This window comes from Fictibacillus arsenicus (genome assembly GCF_001642935.1).
Taxonomy (GTDB): domain Bacteria; phylum Bacillota; class Bacilli; order Bacillales; family Fictibacillaceae; genus Fictibacillus; species Fictibacillus arsenicus_B.
The window spans coordinates 3,777,874-3,794,209 of the sequence record NZ_CP016761.1; the positions used below are offsets into that span (position 1 = coordinate 3,777,874).

Genomic DNA, 16,336 nt, shown 5'->3' on the forward strand with positions numbered 1-16,336 from the left:
GCACATGATGCACTTAAATCAACTTTTATAAAGTTCTATTCAAGTGCTGCTACACCGCCGACGATCTCCGTAATTTCCTGAGTGATAGCTGCTTGACGCTCACGGTTATAAGAAAGTGTCAATTGGCCGATCAGTTCATTAGCGTTATCGGTTGCATTTCTCATCGCAGTCATACGAGAAGCATGCTCGGCTGCTTTCGCATCAAGTAAAGCACCATAAATCAAGCTCTCTGCATATTGAGGCAGAAGTACTTCAAGGATCTCATCCTCTGAAGGTTCATACTCATAAGAAGATTTTGATTTAGTTTCAGCGATATCAGTTAACGGAAGAAGCTTCTTCTCCGTAAGATCGCTCTGAATGGCACTTACAAAATGGTTGTAATACATGTAAAGCTCATCAAACGTACCGTCCGCATAAAGGCTGACTGCCTTCGATGCAATCGCCTTAATTTCAGCAAAGGATGGCTGGTCTGCCACACCTGTGATGCTGTCCAGTATAGACATCTTACGGCTTTTGAAAAAGTTTACACCGACTTTACCGATGACGATCAATGCGTACTCATCAGGTGACTTGTGACGCTGCTGAATCGTGCGATAAACGTGACGCAAAATATTTGAGTTATAAGCTCCTGCCAATCCACGGTCAGCTGTAACGACGAAGTAACCTGTCTTCTTCACTGGACGTGTTAAAAGCATGGAATGTTTCGCGTTGCTGCCAGACGCAATGCTTCCAACCACTTCTTGGATTTTATCCACGTAAGGGCCGAAAGATTTTGCATTTTGCTCAGCGCGGTTTAGCTTTGCAGCTGAAACCATCTCCATCGCTTTCGTGATCTGCATCGTCTTTTTAGTAGAATCTATTCTAGCTTTAATGTCTCTTAATGCCATTCATTTCACCACCTTTATAGCGGAGGTTTAAAATGCCGGTTAACAACGAGCAAATCTTGCACGAAGGCTACGAGTTGCACCGAGTAATCGCAGGTGCATGTTACTGCGTCGCCTCGAACTCCTCCGCCCTGTTAATCCTCATTTTAAACAAACCTTTTTAGTAAGCTGGTTGCAGGGTGCGAAACTTTGCCGCACCGCTGCTTTTGGGTCTTTTATTTATAAAAAATTACGCAAAAGTCTTCTTGAATGCTTTGATCGCTTCGTCTAGGCTGTCGTCGCCAGGAAGTTTTCCAGATGTCTTGATCGCATCAAGAACGTCTTTAGAGTTAGCTTCCATGTGTGCGTAAAGCGCTTCTTCAAAGCGGCTTACATCTTCAACAGCTACATCATCGATGTATCCGCGAGTCAATGCATAAAGGATTGCAACTTGGTGCTCAACTTTTAGCGGCTTGTGAAGTCCTTGCTTAAGTACTTCTACAGTACGTGCACCACGGTTAAGTTTTGCTTGAGTTGCTTTATCAAGGTCAGAACCGAACTGAGCAAATGCTTCAAGCTCACGGTATGAAGCAAGATCCAGACGAAGTGTACCGGATACTTTACTCATCGCTTTAATCTGTGCTGCTCCCCCTACACGAGATACGGAGATACCTGCGTTGATCGCCGGACGAACACCAGAGAAGAACAAGTCAGATTGTAAGAAGATCTGTCCGTCTGTGATAGAGATAACGTTTGTCGGGATGTATGCAGATACATCAGATGCTTGCGTTTCGATGAACGGAAGCGCTGTGATTGAACCGCCACCCAACTCGTCGTTCAACTTCGCTGCACGCTCTAATAGGCGTGAGTGAAGGTAGAAAACGTCCCCTGGATAAGCTTCACGGCCTGGAGGACGGCGAAGGAGCAAGGAAAGTTCACGGTATGCAGCAGCTTGCTTAGAAAGGTCATCATAGATGATCAATACGTGCTTGCCAGCCCACATGAACTCTTCAGCCATAGATACTCCAGAGTAAGGAGCAAGGAACAACATTGGTGCAGGTTGAGAAGCAGATGCTGATACAACGATTGTGTAATCAAGCGCTCCGTGTGAACGAAGTGTTTCTACAACGCCCGCAACTGTTGATTCTTTTTGTCCGATCGCTACATAGATACAGATCATATCTTGATCTTTTTGGTTAAGGATCGTATCAATCGCTACAGCTGTTTTACCTGTTTGACGGTCACCGATGATAAGCTCACGCTGTCCGCGTCCGATTGGCACAAGTGCGTCAATCGCTTTAATACCAGTTTGAAGCGGCTCGTGTACTGATTTACGAGCCATTACACCTGGTGCTTTTTGCTCGATTGGGCGAGTCTTTGTAGTAGCAACTGGACCTTTGCCGTCGATAGGCTGTCCAAGAGGGTTAACTACACGACCAAGAAGCTCTTCACCTACAGGAACTTCCATGATGCGTCCTGTACGTTTTACTTCGTCACCTTCACGAATTTCTTGGTAAGGCCCAAGAATGATGATACCTACGTTGTTTTCCTCAAGGTTTTGGGCCATACCCATTACACCGTTAGAAAATTCAACTAGCTCACCAGCCATTACGTTATCTAATCCATGGGCACGGGCAATACCGTCACCGACCTGGATAACTGTACCCACATCATTTACTTCGATCTCAGATTGATAGTTTTCAATCTGCTTTTTTATTAAAGCACTGATTTCTTCAGCTTTAATGCTCATGAATTTCACCCCTATCCTCTCAGCTTCCGTTAGAAGCTAATTGACGTTCCATTCGATTCAACTTTCCGCTGATGCTTCCGTCAAAAATACGGTTGCCGATGCGGATTTTAATTCCTCCAACTAGTGAAGGATCTACAATATTATTAATGCGCAACGCTTTTTTGCCGACTCGGGCAGCAAACGTCTGCTCCAGCTTCTGTATTTCTGTGTCTGATAAAGGACGAACAGAATATACATTTGCGTCAGCAATGCCTTGTGCCTCATTTGCTAATTCAATGAACTGCGCTGCCATTTCTGTGATGTATGTGTAACGATTGCGGTCTACCATCAGGTAAACGGTGTTCATTACAGCAGGAGTTAGGTCAGCTCCAACACTCTCTTTGATCAATTCTTTCTTTTGATCTTTCGATACTTTTGGATGTGCTAAAACTTTTTGAAGATCTTTGTTCATCTCCAGAACGTTTTTCACAAGACGCAATTCTGAAACTGTTTCTTCAAGTTTCGTAACACCAACTACTTCAAATAGTGCCAATGCATAACGTTTTGCTACGATTGCTTGATCTTTGCTCATCGAGACTCGCCTACCTCTTGAAGGTATTCGTTAATGAGCTTCTCTTGAGAGCTTTCATCGAGTTCTTTTGCAATAACTTTAGAAGCGATCTTAACGGATAGAGCAGCAACTTCTTGACGAAGTGTAGCAACTGCTTTTTCTTTTTCAGAAACGATCTCAGCCAATGCAGCTTCTTTCACGCGCTCAGCTTCGTCACGGGATGCTTTAATAATCGCTTCACCTTGAGCTTCGCCTTGCTTTTTCGCATTGTCGATAATAGCTTTTGCTTCTTCGCGCGCTTTCTTTAACTCTTCAACTTGAGTTTCAAGATAAGTCTTAGCTTCTTGACGGGATTGTTCAGCCGCATCAATTTCGCTGTTGATATGTGATTGGCGCTCTTTCATGATTCCCATTAACGGGCCCCATGCGTATTTGCGCAGCAATACTAATAGGATGATAAATGATACTAACTGGAAAAGGATATCTCCAGTGTTAATTCCACCTGTAGCAGCACCTAGAATTAAGGATTGCACAGCATTTCCTCCCTTCAATCGATCATACATAAGGAATGGCGAAGGGTAGTCCCTATTCGGAAACTTGCTTCGCCATTATAAAAATCGTAATAAACAATGCTTGTTATGATTACTCAGCGCCAAGAGCGATGAACGCGATAACTACACCGATGATTGGAAGTGCTTCAACTAACGCAACCCCGATGAACATTGTTGTTTGAAGAGTACCACGTAGTTCTGGTTGACGAGCAACTCCCTCAACTGTACGACCTACGATTAAACCGTTACCAATACCAGCACCAAGTGCCGCTAGACCTACCGCGATTGCAGCTGCAATAAGATTCATAATAAAAATTCTCCCTTCTAAATTCCCTTAAAATTTTTATGAAAATTGGCTCCTATGTTAGAAGCTTGATTTTTCCCGATAATTAGTGATCGTGGCTTACTTTATGTGCTAAGTAAACCATTGTCAGCATTGTGAAGATAAACGCCTGGATTGCACCGACAAAGATCGAGAACCCTTGCCATACCATCATCGGCAGCAATGCAAATACTCCTTGGAAAATACCGCTTGTACCAAGTCCTGCTAATAATGCTAAGAGCATCTCACCAGCGAAAATGTTTCCGTAAAGACGAAGACCAAGTGTTAGAGTGTTTGCAAACTCCTCAATGATCTTCAACGGGAACAAGAACTTCATTGGCTTGAAGAATTCAGCTCCATATTCTTTGAATCCCTTCATTCTCACACCGTAATAGTGTGATAGCACCACTACCATAACCGCTAGTGTCAATGTAATGGTCGGGTCTGCAGTAGGTGACTTCCACCATAGATTATGGTCGACTACTACTGCAAAAGGTAATCCCAGCATGTTGGCCACGAAAATATACATGATAAGCGTAAGTCCTAAAGCAAGAAAACGTCCGCCAGTATGCCAGTCCATTGTGCTGCCTATGATTCCTTTTACGAAATCGACTACCCATTCAAGGAAGTTTTGCATTCCTCCTGGTCGCATTGACATGGATCGAGTAGCGAGTACCGCAATTAGGAAAACAATAACGGATGAAACTGTGATCATCAGTACGTTCGACATATTAAAAGTCAAACCGAGAAAATCTTTTGTAACTGCACCATGTTCCACCTATGTTCACCTCTTTTCCTTTGGAGTACGTATAGCTTGAGTTAGTGAATCTATTAACATGATAATGTAGACCGACATCAATCCCACTACCACACTTAATAAATGAAAATGTTCCGGGTATTTCATTGCGATGAGCACGGCTAACCCTGCTAGTAGGAGTCTTGAAAGTGAACCGAGTGATTTCACTTTTTTTTGCTGAATCACTGCTTGTCCCATCCGTTCAATCTTAGAGTACATGCTCCAAAGATTGTAGAGGCCGAATACAGTTCCTAAAGCAAGTCCTAAAAAGACCGTTTTGTAGGGAGTGACAGCATATCCGATGAAAAGAAGCGAGAGCAGATACAATGTGTACTTTATGTATTTAAAAAACACCGATTTGTACTCATTCATCATTGCCCGTCCCCTGAAAACTTCGATATTAAGCGGATCATCCCGTAAACACCTGCTCCAAGACCAAGAAACAACCCGATGATGAGGAAGATTGGAAATTCATTGCCGATGTACGCATCAAGCCATTTGCCTCCAAAAAGTCCGATCAAAATGCAGCCAACAAGCTGAGAGAGAATGCCAGACATTAAAGCCATTGCTTTATAAGGGCGTTTCCCATTGCTCATAGATGTGGACTCCTTCCTTCTGGAAACAGGTAATTTTTTCTTAAAAAACCCTTGAAAAGACAAGAATGTAAACCTTACCATATTCCCTTTGTAAGAATACAATAGTGACATTTCTATGTCAACGACTTCCGGGACGGTTTATTAAATAAATTGTGGAAATTTTGTGGCTTGTTTCAAAGGTTTATAGTTAACATTGTGTACTATCTTTCCCTTCATTTTCCAAGAATCCGAATAATTCCACCCATTTGATAAATACTTACATTAAATATATGGAAGGAGCTTGGTCAAAATGAAACAAAAAGTATTAATTTTGATAGCCGTTATTGGTGTTCTTGCAGCAGGTTGCATGAACGACGACAAAAAACCAGTGGAAGAGTCCCGCGATATGAGAAATAATGTCGAGCAGGATCGAGACAAACCTTTAAACGTACAGTATAACGATCAGACACCAACGAACATGACCCAAGTTGATTATGCAAAATGGGGTAAAATTGCCTTAAAAGAAACAAAAAAGAAGTATCCAAACAGCCGTGTCAGCGATTATCAATATGATACCCGCAGAGTAGCCCCAGATGGGACCATCACCGATTACTTCGACTTTACCGTTTATCAAGATAATACGAAGCGCTTGGTAAAAGTCGGCGTGATGCATGATGACAACAAACTGATCGATATGAAGTTTGAGGAAATGAGTTAATACTGTGGCGAGGGAGGCTGACGGGTGTCAGCCTTCTTTTTTTGATTTTGCCGTTTTACATGTTTTACGGTACGTGTTCTTTTATTTATTATACGTTCGCTCAAGATGTATCGGTTTTCGCTCAAAAACACCAAGCTACGCTCAAAAAAGCCGTTCTACGCTCAGAATCTTCAAGCTGCGCTCAAAACACAGCAACTTACGCTCAGAAACCATTTTGTATACCCTTTCTCAGCATGAAAAAGGGCTTCAAATTGCTGACCAAAGAAAAAAACTGACCCGGCAGAGGTATTTTCGCCTTCCATCGAGTCGGTTTCATCATTTTTCGTATTATTTTGTTCCGAACAAACGGTCACCAGCGTCGCCAAGACCTGGAACGATGTATCCGTGGTCGTTTAACTTCTCGTCTAATGCAGCCAAGAAAATATCTACATCAGGGTGCTCGTCCTGGATCACTTTTACACCTTCTGGAGCAGCAACTAAGCACATAAGCTTAATGTTCTTAGCACCGCGGTTTTTAATAGAAGTGATTGCTGCAGAAGCAGATCCGCCTGTCGCCAGCATCGGATCGATCACGATAAAGTCGCGCTCTTCTACATCAGAAGGAAGCTTTACGTAATATTCGATCGGTGTCAGCGTTTCAGGATCGCGGTATAGACCGACATGTCCTACTTTTGCCGCTGGAATCAGTTTAAGAATGCCGTCTACCATACCAAGACCGGCACGAAGGATAGGTACTAGCCCTAATTTTTTTCCGGCGATTGTTTTCATTGTTGCTTCAGCAACCGGCGTCTTCACGGTAACTTCCTGCAATGGAAGATCACGCGTGATTTCAAAAGCCATCAGCCCAGCCACTTCATCTACAAGCTCGCGAAATTCTTTTGTACCCGTTCTTTCATCTCGAATGTATGTCAATTTATGCTGAATTAACGGATGATCAAGGACATATACATTGCTCATGTTTAAAGCACCTCTCCTTTATGTAACTTTTATTGGTGTTTCTAAAAAAGCATCTCTAGCATTGTACAGAAAAACATGATGCACTTCAAGGAAAATCAGCGGTAATATTGCCGCAATATGGACTCCAAATATTTCTTGTTCAGCTCACTTGTTACTATTCCCCTTTTTGGCGGTTGAAACCATGAAAAATATCCAACATAAAGCAAAGATCATGTCCGCCTGAGCAGGACACTCTTTCCCTCTTTATTTCGGATATAAAAAAGAGATCGCAGCACTTGCGATCTCCACTACATCTTAATTTAATTTCTTCTTATCTTTGCTGCGGATTGTGATCGTATAAGAATCGCCTTTTACCATTTCTTTCATTTCGTCTGTTTTCAGATAGTCTTCAATCACTTTCTCCAGCTGTTCTGCATGCTCTTTTGCATCAGGATCTGTGCTTTTTAAAGAAGTTTTAAAAATGATCTCAGGAGATGGGTAGACAGAGTACGCCAGACCGGTTACCTTATACACTTTCTTGCCCATTAGATCCTCGCCCACGATTGTAAGGATCTCTCCCCATCTCCAATCCTGATCTCTTTTCTTAATATTTATTTTCTTAATCTTAATCGTGTAAGACTCATTCGTATGAGCGCTAACAATCTGTTGAACTTTTTGTTTCATTTCATCTGTTCTTTCAACCGTGTCTGGAACTTCAATCTCTATTATCTTTTTATTTGGGTCAATACCCAAACCTTCTAAATGATATTCTTCACGCATCTCATTAATAGCCGTTAATATTTTCTCATCTTGTTCTGCTTGTTTTTCCTGCTTTTCCATAAACTTTTTGTCTTCTTCACTTAAGATCCGTTCTTGATATTTATCGACCTTAATGGAATATGCATCATAGTCTCGGGATTTCAAAATCTCTGCAGCCACGGATTCGACTTCACTTTTTACTTTTTCGAAATATTGATCATCGCCTTGTATATCAATAAATATTTCTTTTTTTCCTTGATAAGAGGCACCAACTCCGTTTATGTGATATCCTTCTTCCTTCAATTTTTCATGTATGACATAACCTATATTTTCAGATTCGAAGTACTGTCCTAAGTACGGGATCTTTGCGGCCATTTTTGCCATTGCGGGAGAAACAAAAGCTGAGCCTATAAATAATGCAAAAAGAAGTACAGCAGCAGCAGTAATGTACATGAGCCTTTCCCCAAGAAGGTTCTTCTTGCTGGTAAAGCTTCGTTTTTCTATCCGTTCATGTATTTTCCGCTCCAGATTTTGATCAAATGTAACATCTGATAAAACCGTACTGGTCATGCTGTCTCTTAATTTTTTCAGCTTATCTTCCATGACTCCCACCTCTTTCATACATTTTCTTTAAAAGATCTCTGCCTCTGTGCAATCTCGTTTTTACCGTGTTTGTCTTTATTGATAGAAGGATGCTGATCTCATCCAGTTTTAAGTCTTCAAAATAATAAAGGTATATCACTTCTCTGTATTTGAGAGGTAAAGCCAGGACTTTTAGTGAGAGTTCATTTTCGTCTGACTTCTTAATAAAGGAATCTTCTGGTGTCTGGTCAGTAGAAAAATAGTGGTCAAATAAAGATTGTGTGAGTTTCTTATACTTGTATGCTCGTGATTTCATGACATCTTTGCATCTGTTGCTCGCAATCCGGTATATCCATGTTTTTATTGATGATTCTTCACGAAAAGTATCCATCTTTTCGTAACAGCTGATGAATACATCCTGTGTAATCTCTTCTGCTAGATTTTTATCTTTTACATAAGAGTAGGCTAACCACAAAACACTTTGCCCGTACTCTTTCATCAGGCTGTCAAGGCTACATTCTTTACTTTTTACGAGATCATAGCTGGTATGCTTACCGGCTGCAGACTTTATATTATTGATCAAAGTCGTACCTCCTTTTCTACAGATACAGACGACATTTTTTCAAGACGGTTCCGTAAAACTTACATTTTTTCATAAAAAAGAGCATCGGTAAAAACCGACACTCCTAACATACACTTTTTTACAGTTGGTGTAATGATTCTTATTCCGCCTTCCCGCTCCACCTGAAAAATTTATTAGACAACAGGATTGAAACAACTGAAATACTTAATAGAACATACACTGGTGTCATGTTTTCCCATATCGGTGATGTGTTCCATGTTGCGCGGACGAGCTCGATCACATAATAAAGCGGAAGGACTTTCGCTACGTATTGCAAAATGTCAGGCATCATTTCTAACGGGAACGTTGCACCTGATAAAAACAGCATCAAGTTAAGAAAAAGTGAGCTGATCGCCGCTGCCGTTCCTACGTTTTTCGCCAGCGATGTAAGAAAAAGAGCAAACGGGAAAAATGCAATGATGCTCAACAAAAGAGCTAGCAATGTGCTCCCTAAATATTCAGGAGCCTGCAGATCGAACACGAGAGCTCCGAAAACAACAAGAACAACTGCTGAAAAACTAAAGATTACCGTTCCTTGAATGGTGTGCGCAAAAAGAATCTTCCAAGGTGCCAAAGGAGTAGATTGATACCTTCTGAGAACCCCAGTTTCACGGTACCCCGCAAGCACAGTCCCCAGCGTAAAAAATGCGGTGGTGACGATGTTTACTCCGATCCAGGATGGAATGTACAGGCTCGCAAACGTTAACCCGCCCATCTCCTGGCCTTGAAACATCGATCCAAAAAGCCAGATCATGAGTACAGGGAATAAAAAGGTCCAAAACACTTGCAGTTTATCCCGAAAAAACATTTTCGTTTCAAGCTTTGTCAGCTGCCATAATGCCGTCATGCCGTTTGCCCCCCTTCTAAATAGTGAACAAACAAGTCATCAAGCGTGCCTCGTTCGAATTTGAAGTCAGAGATATGATAACTTCCTTCCTGTGCGTTTTTAAAAAGATGATACGACGTTTCTTGAAGGTTCTCCGTATAAATTTTGTAAGCATCTACTTCTTCATCCTGCTCTACTTTTATGATGCCTGGCAGTGCGTGAAGCTGGTCCAGCGGAAAATCTGGACTGCGGAAACTTACATAATGAGCAGAAACATCCTCTACTAGCCGGGCTGGTTCGTCTAATGCCCGTAGCTCTCCGTTATAGATCATAGCGACCCTGTCACATAGCTTTTCCGCTTCTTCCATATAGTGCGTCGTTACTACGATTGTTGTCCCTTCATCTCGAAGTGCTCGGATGATATTCCACATTTCGCGTCTCGCATGAGGGTCCAGCCCCATACTCGGTTCATCGAGAAAAACAATTTCAGGCTGATGTAAAGTAGCCAGTGCAAGAGTCAGCTGCTGCTTCTGGCCGCCGGATAAGTCATCAAAATATGTATCCATCTTTTCTTCTAATCCGAGCAGCTTTAACATATGGTCACTCGAGCTTTTTTTATTATAAATAGCAGAAAACAAGCTTAAAGCTTCTTTTACTTTCATCTTCTTTTGGATCGAGGTTGCCTGAAATTGCACGCCGATTCTGCTGTTCAGTTCTTTCCCGTCTTTTTCCGGATTCAGCCCTAAAACTGAAACTTCACCCGAGTTCTTTTTCCGAAGACCTTCCATAATTTCAATGGTGGTTGTTTTCCCCGCGCCATTTGGTCCGATAATGCCAAAAATCTCACCCTTTTTTACAGAAAAAGATAAGTTGTTAACAGCTTTTTTCGTTCCGTACAGTTTACACAAGTCCTTAACTGAAATGACTTCCTCCACACACACCACACCGCTTTCCTAAATTTTAAAACACCTAACATGTTTATTCAAAAATTTCCCATTATATGAGTTTCATTAAGAAAGCAAAAAACCCTTCTACCAAATGGCAAAAGGGTTCAAATTCAAATCTGTTTTTTATTCGTAAAGCTTATATTTACCTGCCAGCTTCTCAACGCGTGCTTCTGCATCTTTCAGTACGTCAGCATCCTCAACGTTCTTTAGAACTGATGCCATGATCGATGCGATTTCATCCATATCTTCTTCAACAAAACCGCGGGAAGTAACAGCTGCTGTTCCGATTCGGATTCCGCTTGTTACAAACGGGCTTTCTTGATCAAATGGAATTGTGTTTTTATTCACTGTAATTCCGATATCATCAAGCGCTTTTTCAGCAACTTTTCCTGTTAACGCAAGCTCGCTCACGTTGATCAGAATTAAGTGATTGTCCGTGCCGTCAGATACAAGCGTTAGTCCTTCTTTTTTAAGAGACTCAGCAAGGCGCTTCGCGTTTTTCACGATCTGCTCAGCATACACCTTGAAATCATCCGTTAAAACTTCACCGAATGATACTGCTTTTGCAGCGATCACGTGCATTAAAGGACCACCCTGAATGCCAGGGAAGATGGATTTATCAATTTTTTTAGCGAATTCTTCTTTACATAAAATCATTCCGCCGCGCGGTCCGCGAAGCGTTTTGTGTGTTGTAGTCGTTACAAAATCAGCATAAGGAACTGGATTCTGGTGAAGGCCAGCCGCTACAAGACCAGCGATGTGGGCCATGTCCACCATAAGGTAAGCTTCCACTTCATCCGCGATTTCACGGAACTTCGCGAAATCAATCGCACGCGGGTACGCGCTCGCTCCAGCTACGATAAGCTTCGGACGGTGTTCAAGCGCTTTTTGGCGAACATCCTCATAATCGATGACATTCTTCTCTTTATCCACTCCGTACTCTACAAAGTTGTATTGAATTCCGGAAAAGTTAACAGCACTTCCGTGAGTTAAGTGGCCACCATGAGAAAGATTCATACCAAGAACTGTGTCACCTTGCTCTAAGATCGTAAAGTAAACCGCCATGTTTGCTTGTGCACCAGAATGCGGCTGAACGTTAGCATGTTCTGCACCGAAGATTTTCTTCGCGCGGTCTCTTGCCAGGTTCTCAACAACATCCACATGCTCACATCCGCCATAATAGCGTCTTGACGGGTAACCTTCTGCGTATTTATTCGTTAAAACGGAGCCTTGAGCTTCCATTACGGCTTGGCTAACAAAGTTTTCAGAAGCAATCAATTCTATTTTTGTACGCTGGCGGTGCAATTCATCCATGATGGATTGGTAGACTTCTTGATCAGCTGTTTTCAAATGGTTCATTTTCGCTTCCCCCTTACCTTATGTGAAAAATTATTATGATTGTAACATACCCTTCTATCTTACACATTTATGTCTTCAGTTGTAAGAGGAAATGCACAATCTTTCACAAAGGTGTGAAAATTCATTTTATTTGATAGGAATGAACATGGTATGATGATACATAATAGAGAGAGAAACAGTAGATTTAAAAGGGGTGTCATACATCATGAAGAAAAAGTGGTTTGGAGCAAGTCTTCTAGTCCTTATGCTTGCACTTGCTGGCTGCAGCGAGGAAAAAGCAAAACCAGAGGAAAAGCCGAAGAAGGAACAAACGGAAGAGAAAACAGCTTCTGATGAAACAGCTAATCAGGCTAAAATTATTAAAAACATGCAAGAAAATGCAGTTGAATTAGATCCAAAAGCATTAGAAGCAGATCCTAAAGCTTACGAGGAAAAAATCATTAAAGCGGTTGGAACCGTTAATTCCGAAACTCCAGTAGCAACAGGCGGAAGCTTCGAGCTTAAAGTGGGAGAAACAAACTTTAAGGTTATGAACTTTACGATGAGTAAAGTTGCACCTGGTTCTGACATCATCGTCTACGGAAACGTGAAGACTGGAAAAGATGCAAAGTCAGGTCTTTCGTTGATCAACGCTACTTATATTGAATAGAGAAAGGGGCTGGTCCAAAAGTTAGTAAACATACTTTTGGCAGCCCTGTTTTTTTAGAAAAAAATAAATAACACCTTCTAATTTTGGCAGGATCAGTGGGACAGTCGAGAATCAGAAGTATCGTTTCAAATCCAAACCCCTGCCCTTTATTAATGCGATATTTACGGTACGTGTTCTTATATTTATTACACGTTTGCTCAGAATCACCGAGTTTCGCTCAAAAAAGACGATCTACGCTCAAGATCCTTTATCTTCGCTCAAACTGCCTTTCGTTTCGCTCAAAATCTCCTTTTTTTGCTCAAAGTAACTAAAATGAAGACAGAAATGGAGGGGGCAACCATACGTTCCGCGAAAAACGAGCATAAATCCTGTAACGAAGATATCAACTACTTCCAAAAGCAACAGAGTCTGCTAAAACAGCCATAGAAAAAGAGCGGGCTGCATTTGCCGGCTATCTTTTTTCATTTATTTTGAAAATCGATTCTGAAACTCATGAATCGCTCTATATTGTGATTCCATCGTTTTTGATAAACTCTGATAGATTTCAAACAGCTCCCCGTATACCTCTTTATGTTCTGCGTTCGGCATTACTGTTCCATATTGCTTTGTGTCCTCAGACACTTCACGTAAAACTTCTGTTTCACCGATGGCAAATCTTCCAAGCTGAACCGCTCCAAGACATGAACTCTCTGTATGCTCAGGAATGCTGACTTCCTTCTGGAAAACATCGGCTAAAATCTGCTTCCACACCGGTGAGTTCGTAAAACCGCCCGTCGCAAAGATCTTAACGTCTGCTTTTTCCTGTGCTTGTGTTTTCACTAGGCTATAAACCTGATACAGATTGAAGATCGTTCCTTCTAATACCGCACGAACCATGTGATCTTTTTTATGGCGCAGCGTCAAACCAATAAAAGAACCTTTAGCCTGCGCATCCCATAATGGTGCACGTTCACCCGTTAAATGAGGCAGAAACACTAAGCCTTCTGCGCCAGGCAGCGCGGCCACGGCCCGCCGAGAAAGCTCTTCATATGATCCTTCCATTTCCTCTTCTGTAAAAAGGTCGTGAACCCATTGAAAAGCAATTCCTCCGTTATTCACAGGACCGCCAGAGACCCAATGCTTTTCCGTCAACGGATAACAAAATGTTCTTCCCTCTGCATCCAAAACCGGTGTCTCCGAAGTCGTTCTGATCGCACCGCTTGTCCCGATCGTTACGGCAACATCACCAGACGAAATCGCACCTACTCCAAGATTAGATAAAGGACCGTCAGTTGCGCCGATCACTACTTTTACAGATGAATCGAGTCCGCTGATTTTTGCAAGGGTTTCAGAAAGGTTTTCCCAGAAAAATGTCGTAGGCTGGATCACCGGCAGCTGGTCAGGAGTAACATCCGCCATCAGCAAAGCTTCTTCATCCCACTCGAGTGTGTTCATGTTCCATAAGCCCATTGCTGCAGCTGACGCATAATCGGTCGCCCATTCACCAAACCAGCGGTACAGTATGTAATCTTTTATGCCGACAAACTTAGCTGCTTTTTGAAAAATCTCTGTATGCTCATTCTTTAGCCACTGCAATTTAAACAGAGGTGTCATCGGATGCAGCGGGACGCCTGTTCTTTTATATAGATCTAATCCTTCTGGGCTTGATTTCACCGTAAAAGCATATGACTCACTGCGCGTATCTGCCCATGTGATGCTGTTCGTCAGGGGTTTTCCATCCGCATCCACCGCAATGAGAGAATGCATCGCTGTACTGAATGAGATTAAGCCAATTTTTTCAGCGAGATCCCCGCTCTTCCTCACAGTCTCTCTTAGTGAAAAGACGACTGCTTCATAAATTTCATCGGGTCTTTGTTCCGCCGCACCTGGCGCTTCTGCAAGCAAAGGATAACTTTTTGCATGATGAGCAACGGCCGCCCCTTTTTCATCAAATAGGACGACCTTCGTGCTTGTTGTTCCTATATCAATGCCGATCGCATAACTTTTCAAAATAAATTCTCCTTTCAAACCGTTCACAAAAGGGAGCAGCATTAGTATGCCCTCCCTCATTAAACCACTATCCTATTGTATAAAGAATCCTAATACAAATACGACCGTAAATCCAGTTAATGCAATAATAGTCTCCATTATTGTCCAAGAACGAAGCGTGTCTTTTACATCCAATCCGAAGTATCGGTTTACGAGCCAGAAGCCAGAATCGTTAACGTGTGACAGAATCGTTGCACCTGCTGCGATCGAGATAACAATCAAACCTAGCACTGGTCCTTCTAAACCTAATGTGTCGATAAGCGGAGAGATTAAACCAGCCGCTGTAACCATTGCAACTGTCGCTGAACCTTGTGCAACACGAACGATCGATGCGATCAGGAACGCTAGTAGGATCGGAGGCAATGCAGAGCCCGCCATCATGTCACCTAAAACTTCCCCGACACCTGAATCGATCAAGATCTGTTTGAAAACTCCGCCTGCACCCGTAACTAAGATGATAATCCCAGCTGGCTCAAGCGCTTTTGTTGCGATGCTCTGAATCTCGTCACCGCTGTATCCTCTTCTTACCCCTAAGAAGTAGAATGCGAGTAATGTCGCGATAATCAATGCTACAAACGGATGACCTAGGAAAGTTAGTACAGAGCGTACTGTGTTACCTTCTTCTAATAAAACGCCTGAAACTGTGTTCGCTAAAATCAATACGAGCGGAATGAAGATTAAGCTTGCGATCATCGCAAAGCTTGGAAGCTCTTTGTCATATTGCTTTTCTTCAAGCTCCATATAATCCGGTACTGATACGTGAATCTTTTTTGCAATGTATCTACCGAATACAGGTCCCGCCAGGATTGCAGAAGGAATACCTGCAATAACACCAAATAGGATAACCCAGCCAAGCTCAGCTCCTAATAGGTCAGCAACCGCGATCGGGCCTGGCGTCGGCGGTACAAAGCTGTGTGTTACCGCAAGACCTGCTAACAGCGGAATTCCGTAGTAAAGCAATGAACGGCCTGTCTTTTTCGCTAAACCGTAAACGATCGGAACTAAAATAATGAAACCAACATCGAAAAATACTGGAATAGCAACAAGGAAACCTGTCAGTGTTAACGCCCATTGCGCTTTATCCTGACCAAACTTTTTCACTAATGTCTGCGCAAGCCGTTCAGCACCGCCTGACACTTCAAGCATCTGCCCGAACATCGCACCAAGTCCAACGACAACAGCTACAAATCCGAGGGTCCCGCCCATTCCGTTCGTGATGGACTCTATGACTTTATTAAGCGGCATGCCAGCAGCTATACCTACCAGCAAGGAAACGAGAAGGAGCGCAACAAATGCATGCAGCTTCGTTCGGATAACTAAAAATAAGAGTGCAAAAACACCAAGTAATGCAACGAGAATCAATGTAGACCCTGACATACTTATCATCCTTTATACATTAAAATTTTTTTCATGTAACGGTATCTTATAATAAAAATTTTTTATTGTAAACGTTTTCAATAAAATTATTTTCAAGATTCTTTTTCTGCGCTACACTTAACTTAC

The 16,336-nt window shown here is 42.3% G+C and carries 18 protein-coding genes; 2 read left to right on the forward strand and 16 right to left on the reverse strand.

From position 1 onward, the window contains the following. Positions 1-35 precede the first annotated feature (35 nt). From atpG to ABE41_RS19115, 8 genes are all read right to left on the reverse strand, one after another. A complete protein-coding gene (gene atpG, locus ABE41_RS19080) occupies positions 36-887 on the reverse strand; it encodes an ATP synthase F1 subunit gamma (RefSeq protein WP_066293887.1) in 852 nt (283 codons plus the stop codon). A 226-nt stretch (positions 888-1,113) separates the two neighbouring features. Continuing rightward, positions 1,114-2,613 carry a F0F1 ATP synthase subunit alpha gene (gene atpA / locus ABE41_RS19085; protein ID WP_066293888.1) on the reverse strand — a complete coding sequence of 500 codons (1,500 nt, stop codon included), beginning with the start codon at positions 2,611-2,613 and terminating at the stop codon, positions 1,114-1,116. Positions 2,614-2,632: 19 nt separating this feature from the next. Further along, on the reverse strand, positions 2,633-3,184 hold the full coding sequence (locus tag ABE41_RS19090; RefSeq protein ID WP_066293890.1) for a F0F1 ATP synthase subunit delta: 552 nt from the start codon (positions 3,182-3,184) through the stop codon (positions 2,633-2,635). Then, positions 3,181-3,696: a F0F1 ATP synthase subunit B gene (gene atpF / locus ABE41_RS19095; RefSeq protein ID WP_253805395.1), complete on the reverse strand. Its 516-nt coding sequence runs from the start codon at positions 3,694-3,696 to the stop codon at positions 3,181-3,183. Before atpF ends, ABE41_RS19090 begins: the two co-directional genes overlap by 4 nt. A 109-nt stretch (positions 3,697-3,805) precedes the next feature. Beyond that, positions 3,806-4,021, reverse strand: coding sequence for a F0F1 ATP synthase subunit C (gene atpE / locus ABE41_RS19100; RefSeq protein WP_066293895.1), 216 nt, complete (start codon positions 4,019-4,021; stop codon positions 3,806-3,808). Positions 4,022-4,103: 82 nt separating this feature from the next. After that, complete coding sequence (gene atpB / locus ABE41_RS19105; RefSeq protein ID WP_083207890.1) at positions 4,104-4,814, reverse strand: F0F1 ATP synthase subunit A; 711 nt, start codon at positions 4,812-4,814, stop codon at positions 4,104-4,106. Between the two features lie 6 nt (positions 4,815-4,820). Continuing rightward, positions 4,821-5,207 (reverse strand): ATP synthase subunit I, encoded by a 387-nt coding sequence (locus ABE41_RS19110; RefSeq protein ID WP_253805397.1) that lies wholly within the window; start codon positions 5,205-5,207, stop codon positions 4,821-4,823. Next, positions 5,204-5,428, reverse strand: coding sequence for an AtpZ/AtpI family protein (locus ABE41_RS19115; RefSeq protein ID WP_066293897.1), 225 nt, complete (start codon positions 5,426-5,428; stop codon positions 5,204-5,206). The genes ABE41_RS19110 and ABE41_RS19115 overlap by 4 nt, the downstream gene beginning before the upstream one ends. Positions 5,429-5,717: 289 nt before the next feature. Between ABE41_RS19115 and ABE41_RS19120 the strand changes: the two genes are divergently transcribed. Next, complete coding sequence (locus ABE41_RS19120) at positions 5,718-6,125, forward strand: DUF3889 domain-containing protein (RefSeq protein ID WP_066293900.1); 408 nt, start codon at positions 5,718-5,720, stop codon at positions 6,123-6,125. A gap of 327 nt (positions 6,126-6,452) precedes the next feature. Here the strand turns inward: ABE41_RS19120 and upp are convergent, their stop codons facing one another. From upp to glyA, 6 genes are all read right to left on the reverse strand, one after another. Continuing rightward, a complete protein-coding gene (upp, locus tag ABE41_RS19125) occupies positions 6,453-7,082 on the reverse strand; it encodes a uracil phosphoribosyltransferase (protein WP_066293906.1) in 630 nt (209 codons plus the stop codon). A gap of 294 nt (positions 7,083-7,376) precedes the next feature. After that, complete coding sequence (locus ABE41_RS19130; protein WP_066293909.1) at positions 7,377-8,423, reverse strand: DUF4179 domain-containing protein; 1,047 nt, start codon at positions 8,421-8,423, stop codon at positions 7,377-7,379. After that, positions 8,413-8,985, reverse strand: coding sequence for a sigma-70 family RNA polymerase sigma factor (locus tag ABE41_RS19135; RefSeq protein ID WP_253805399.1), 573 nt, complete (start codon positions 8,983-8,985; stop codon positions 8,413-8,415). Before ABE41_RS19135 ends, ABE41_RS19130 begins: the two co-directional genes overlap by 11 nt. 139 nt (positions 8,986-9,124) lie before the next feature. Next, complete coding sequence (locus ABE41_RS19140; protein WP_066293912.1) at positions 9,125-9,871, reverse strand: ABC transporter permease; 747 nt, start codon at positions 9,869-9,871, stop codon at positions 9,125-9,127. Continuing rightward, complete coding sequence (locus ABE41_RS19145; protein WP_066293914.1) at positions 9,868-10,785, reverse strand: ABC transporter ATP-binding protein; 918 nt, start codon at positions 10,783-10,785, stop codon at positions 9,868-9,870. The genes ABE41_RS19140 and ABE41_RS19145 overlap by 4 nt, the downstream gene beginning before the upstream one ends. A gap of 135 nt (positions 10,786-10,920) precedes the next feature. Next, positions 10,921-12,156 (reverse strand): serine hydroxymethyltransferase, encoded by a 1,236-nt coding sequence (glyA, locus tag ABE41_RS19150; protein WP_066293915.1) that lies wholly within the window; start codon positions 12,154-12,156, stop codon positions 10,921-10,923. 205 nt (positions 12,157-12,361) lie between these two features. On the opposite strand from glyA, the gene ABE41_RS19155 reads away from it, so the two are divergent. Continuing rightward, positions 12,362-12,805 carry a hypothetical protein gene (locus ABE41_RS19155; protein ID WP_066293918.1) on the forward strand — a complete coding sequence of 148 codons (444 nt, stop codon included), beginning with the start codon at positions 12,362-12,364 and terminating at the stop codon, positions 12,803-12,805. 465 nt (positions 12,806-13,270) lie between these two features. Here ABE41_RS19155 and ABE41_RS19160 read toward each other — a convergent pair whose 3' ends face one another. Both ABE41_RS19160 and ABE41_RS19165 read right to left on the reverse strand, forming a co-directional pair. Beyond that, positions 13,271-14,836, reverse strand: a complete 1,566-nt coding sequence (locus ABE41_RS19160; RefSeq protein ID WP_066293921.1) for a gluconokinase — start codon at positions 14,834-14,836, stop codon at positions 13,271-13,273. 30 nt (positions 14,837-14,866) lie between these two features. Further along, positions 14,867-16,210, reverse strand: a complete 1,344-nt coding sequence (locus tag ABE41_RS19165) for a GntP family permease (protein ID WP_066293924.1) — start codon at positions 16,208-16,210, stop codon at positions 14,867-14,869. Positions 16,211-16,336: the final 126 nt, after the last annotated feature.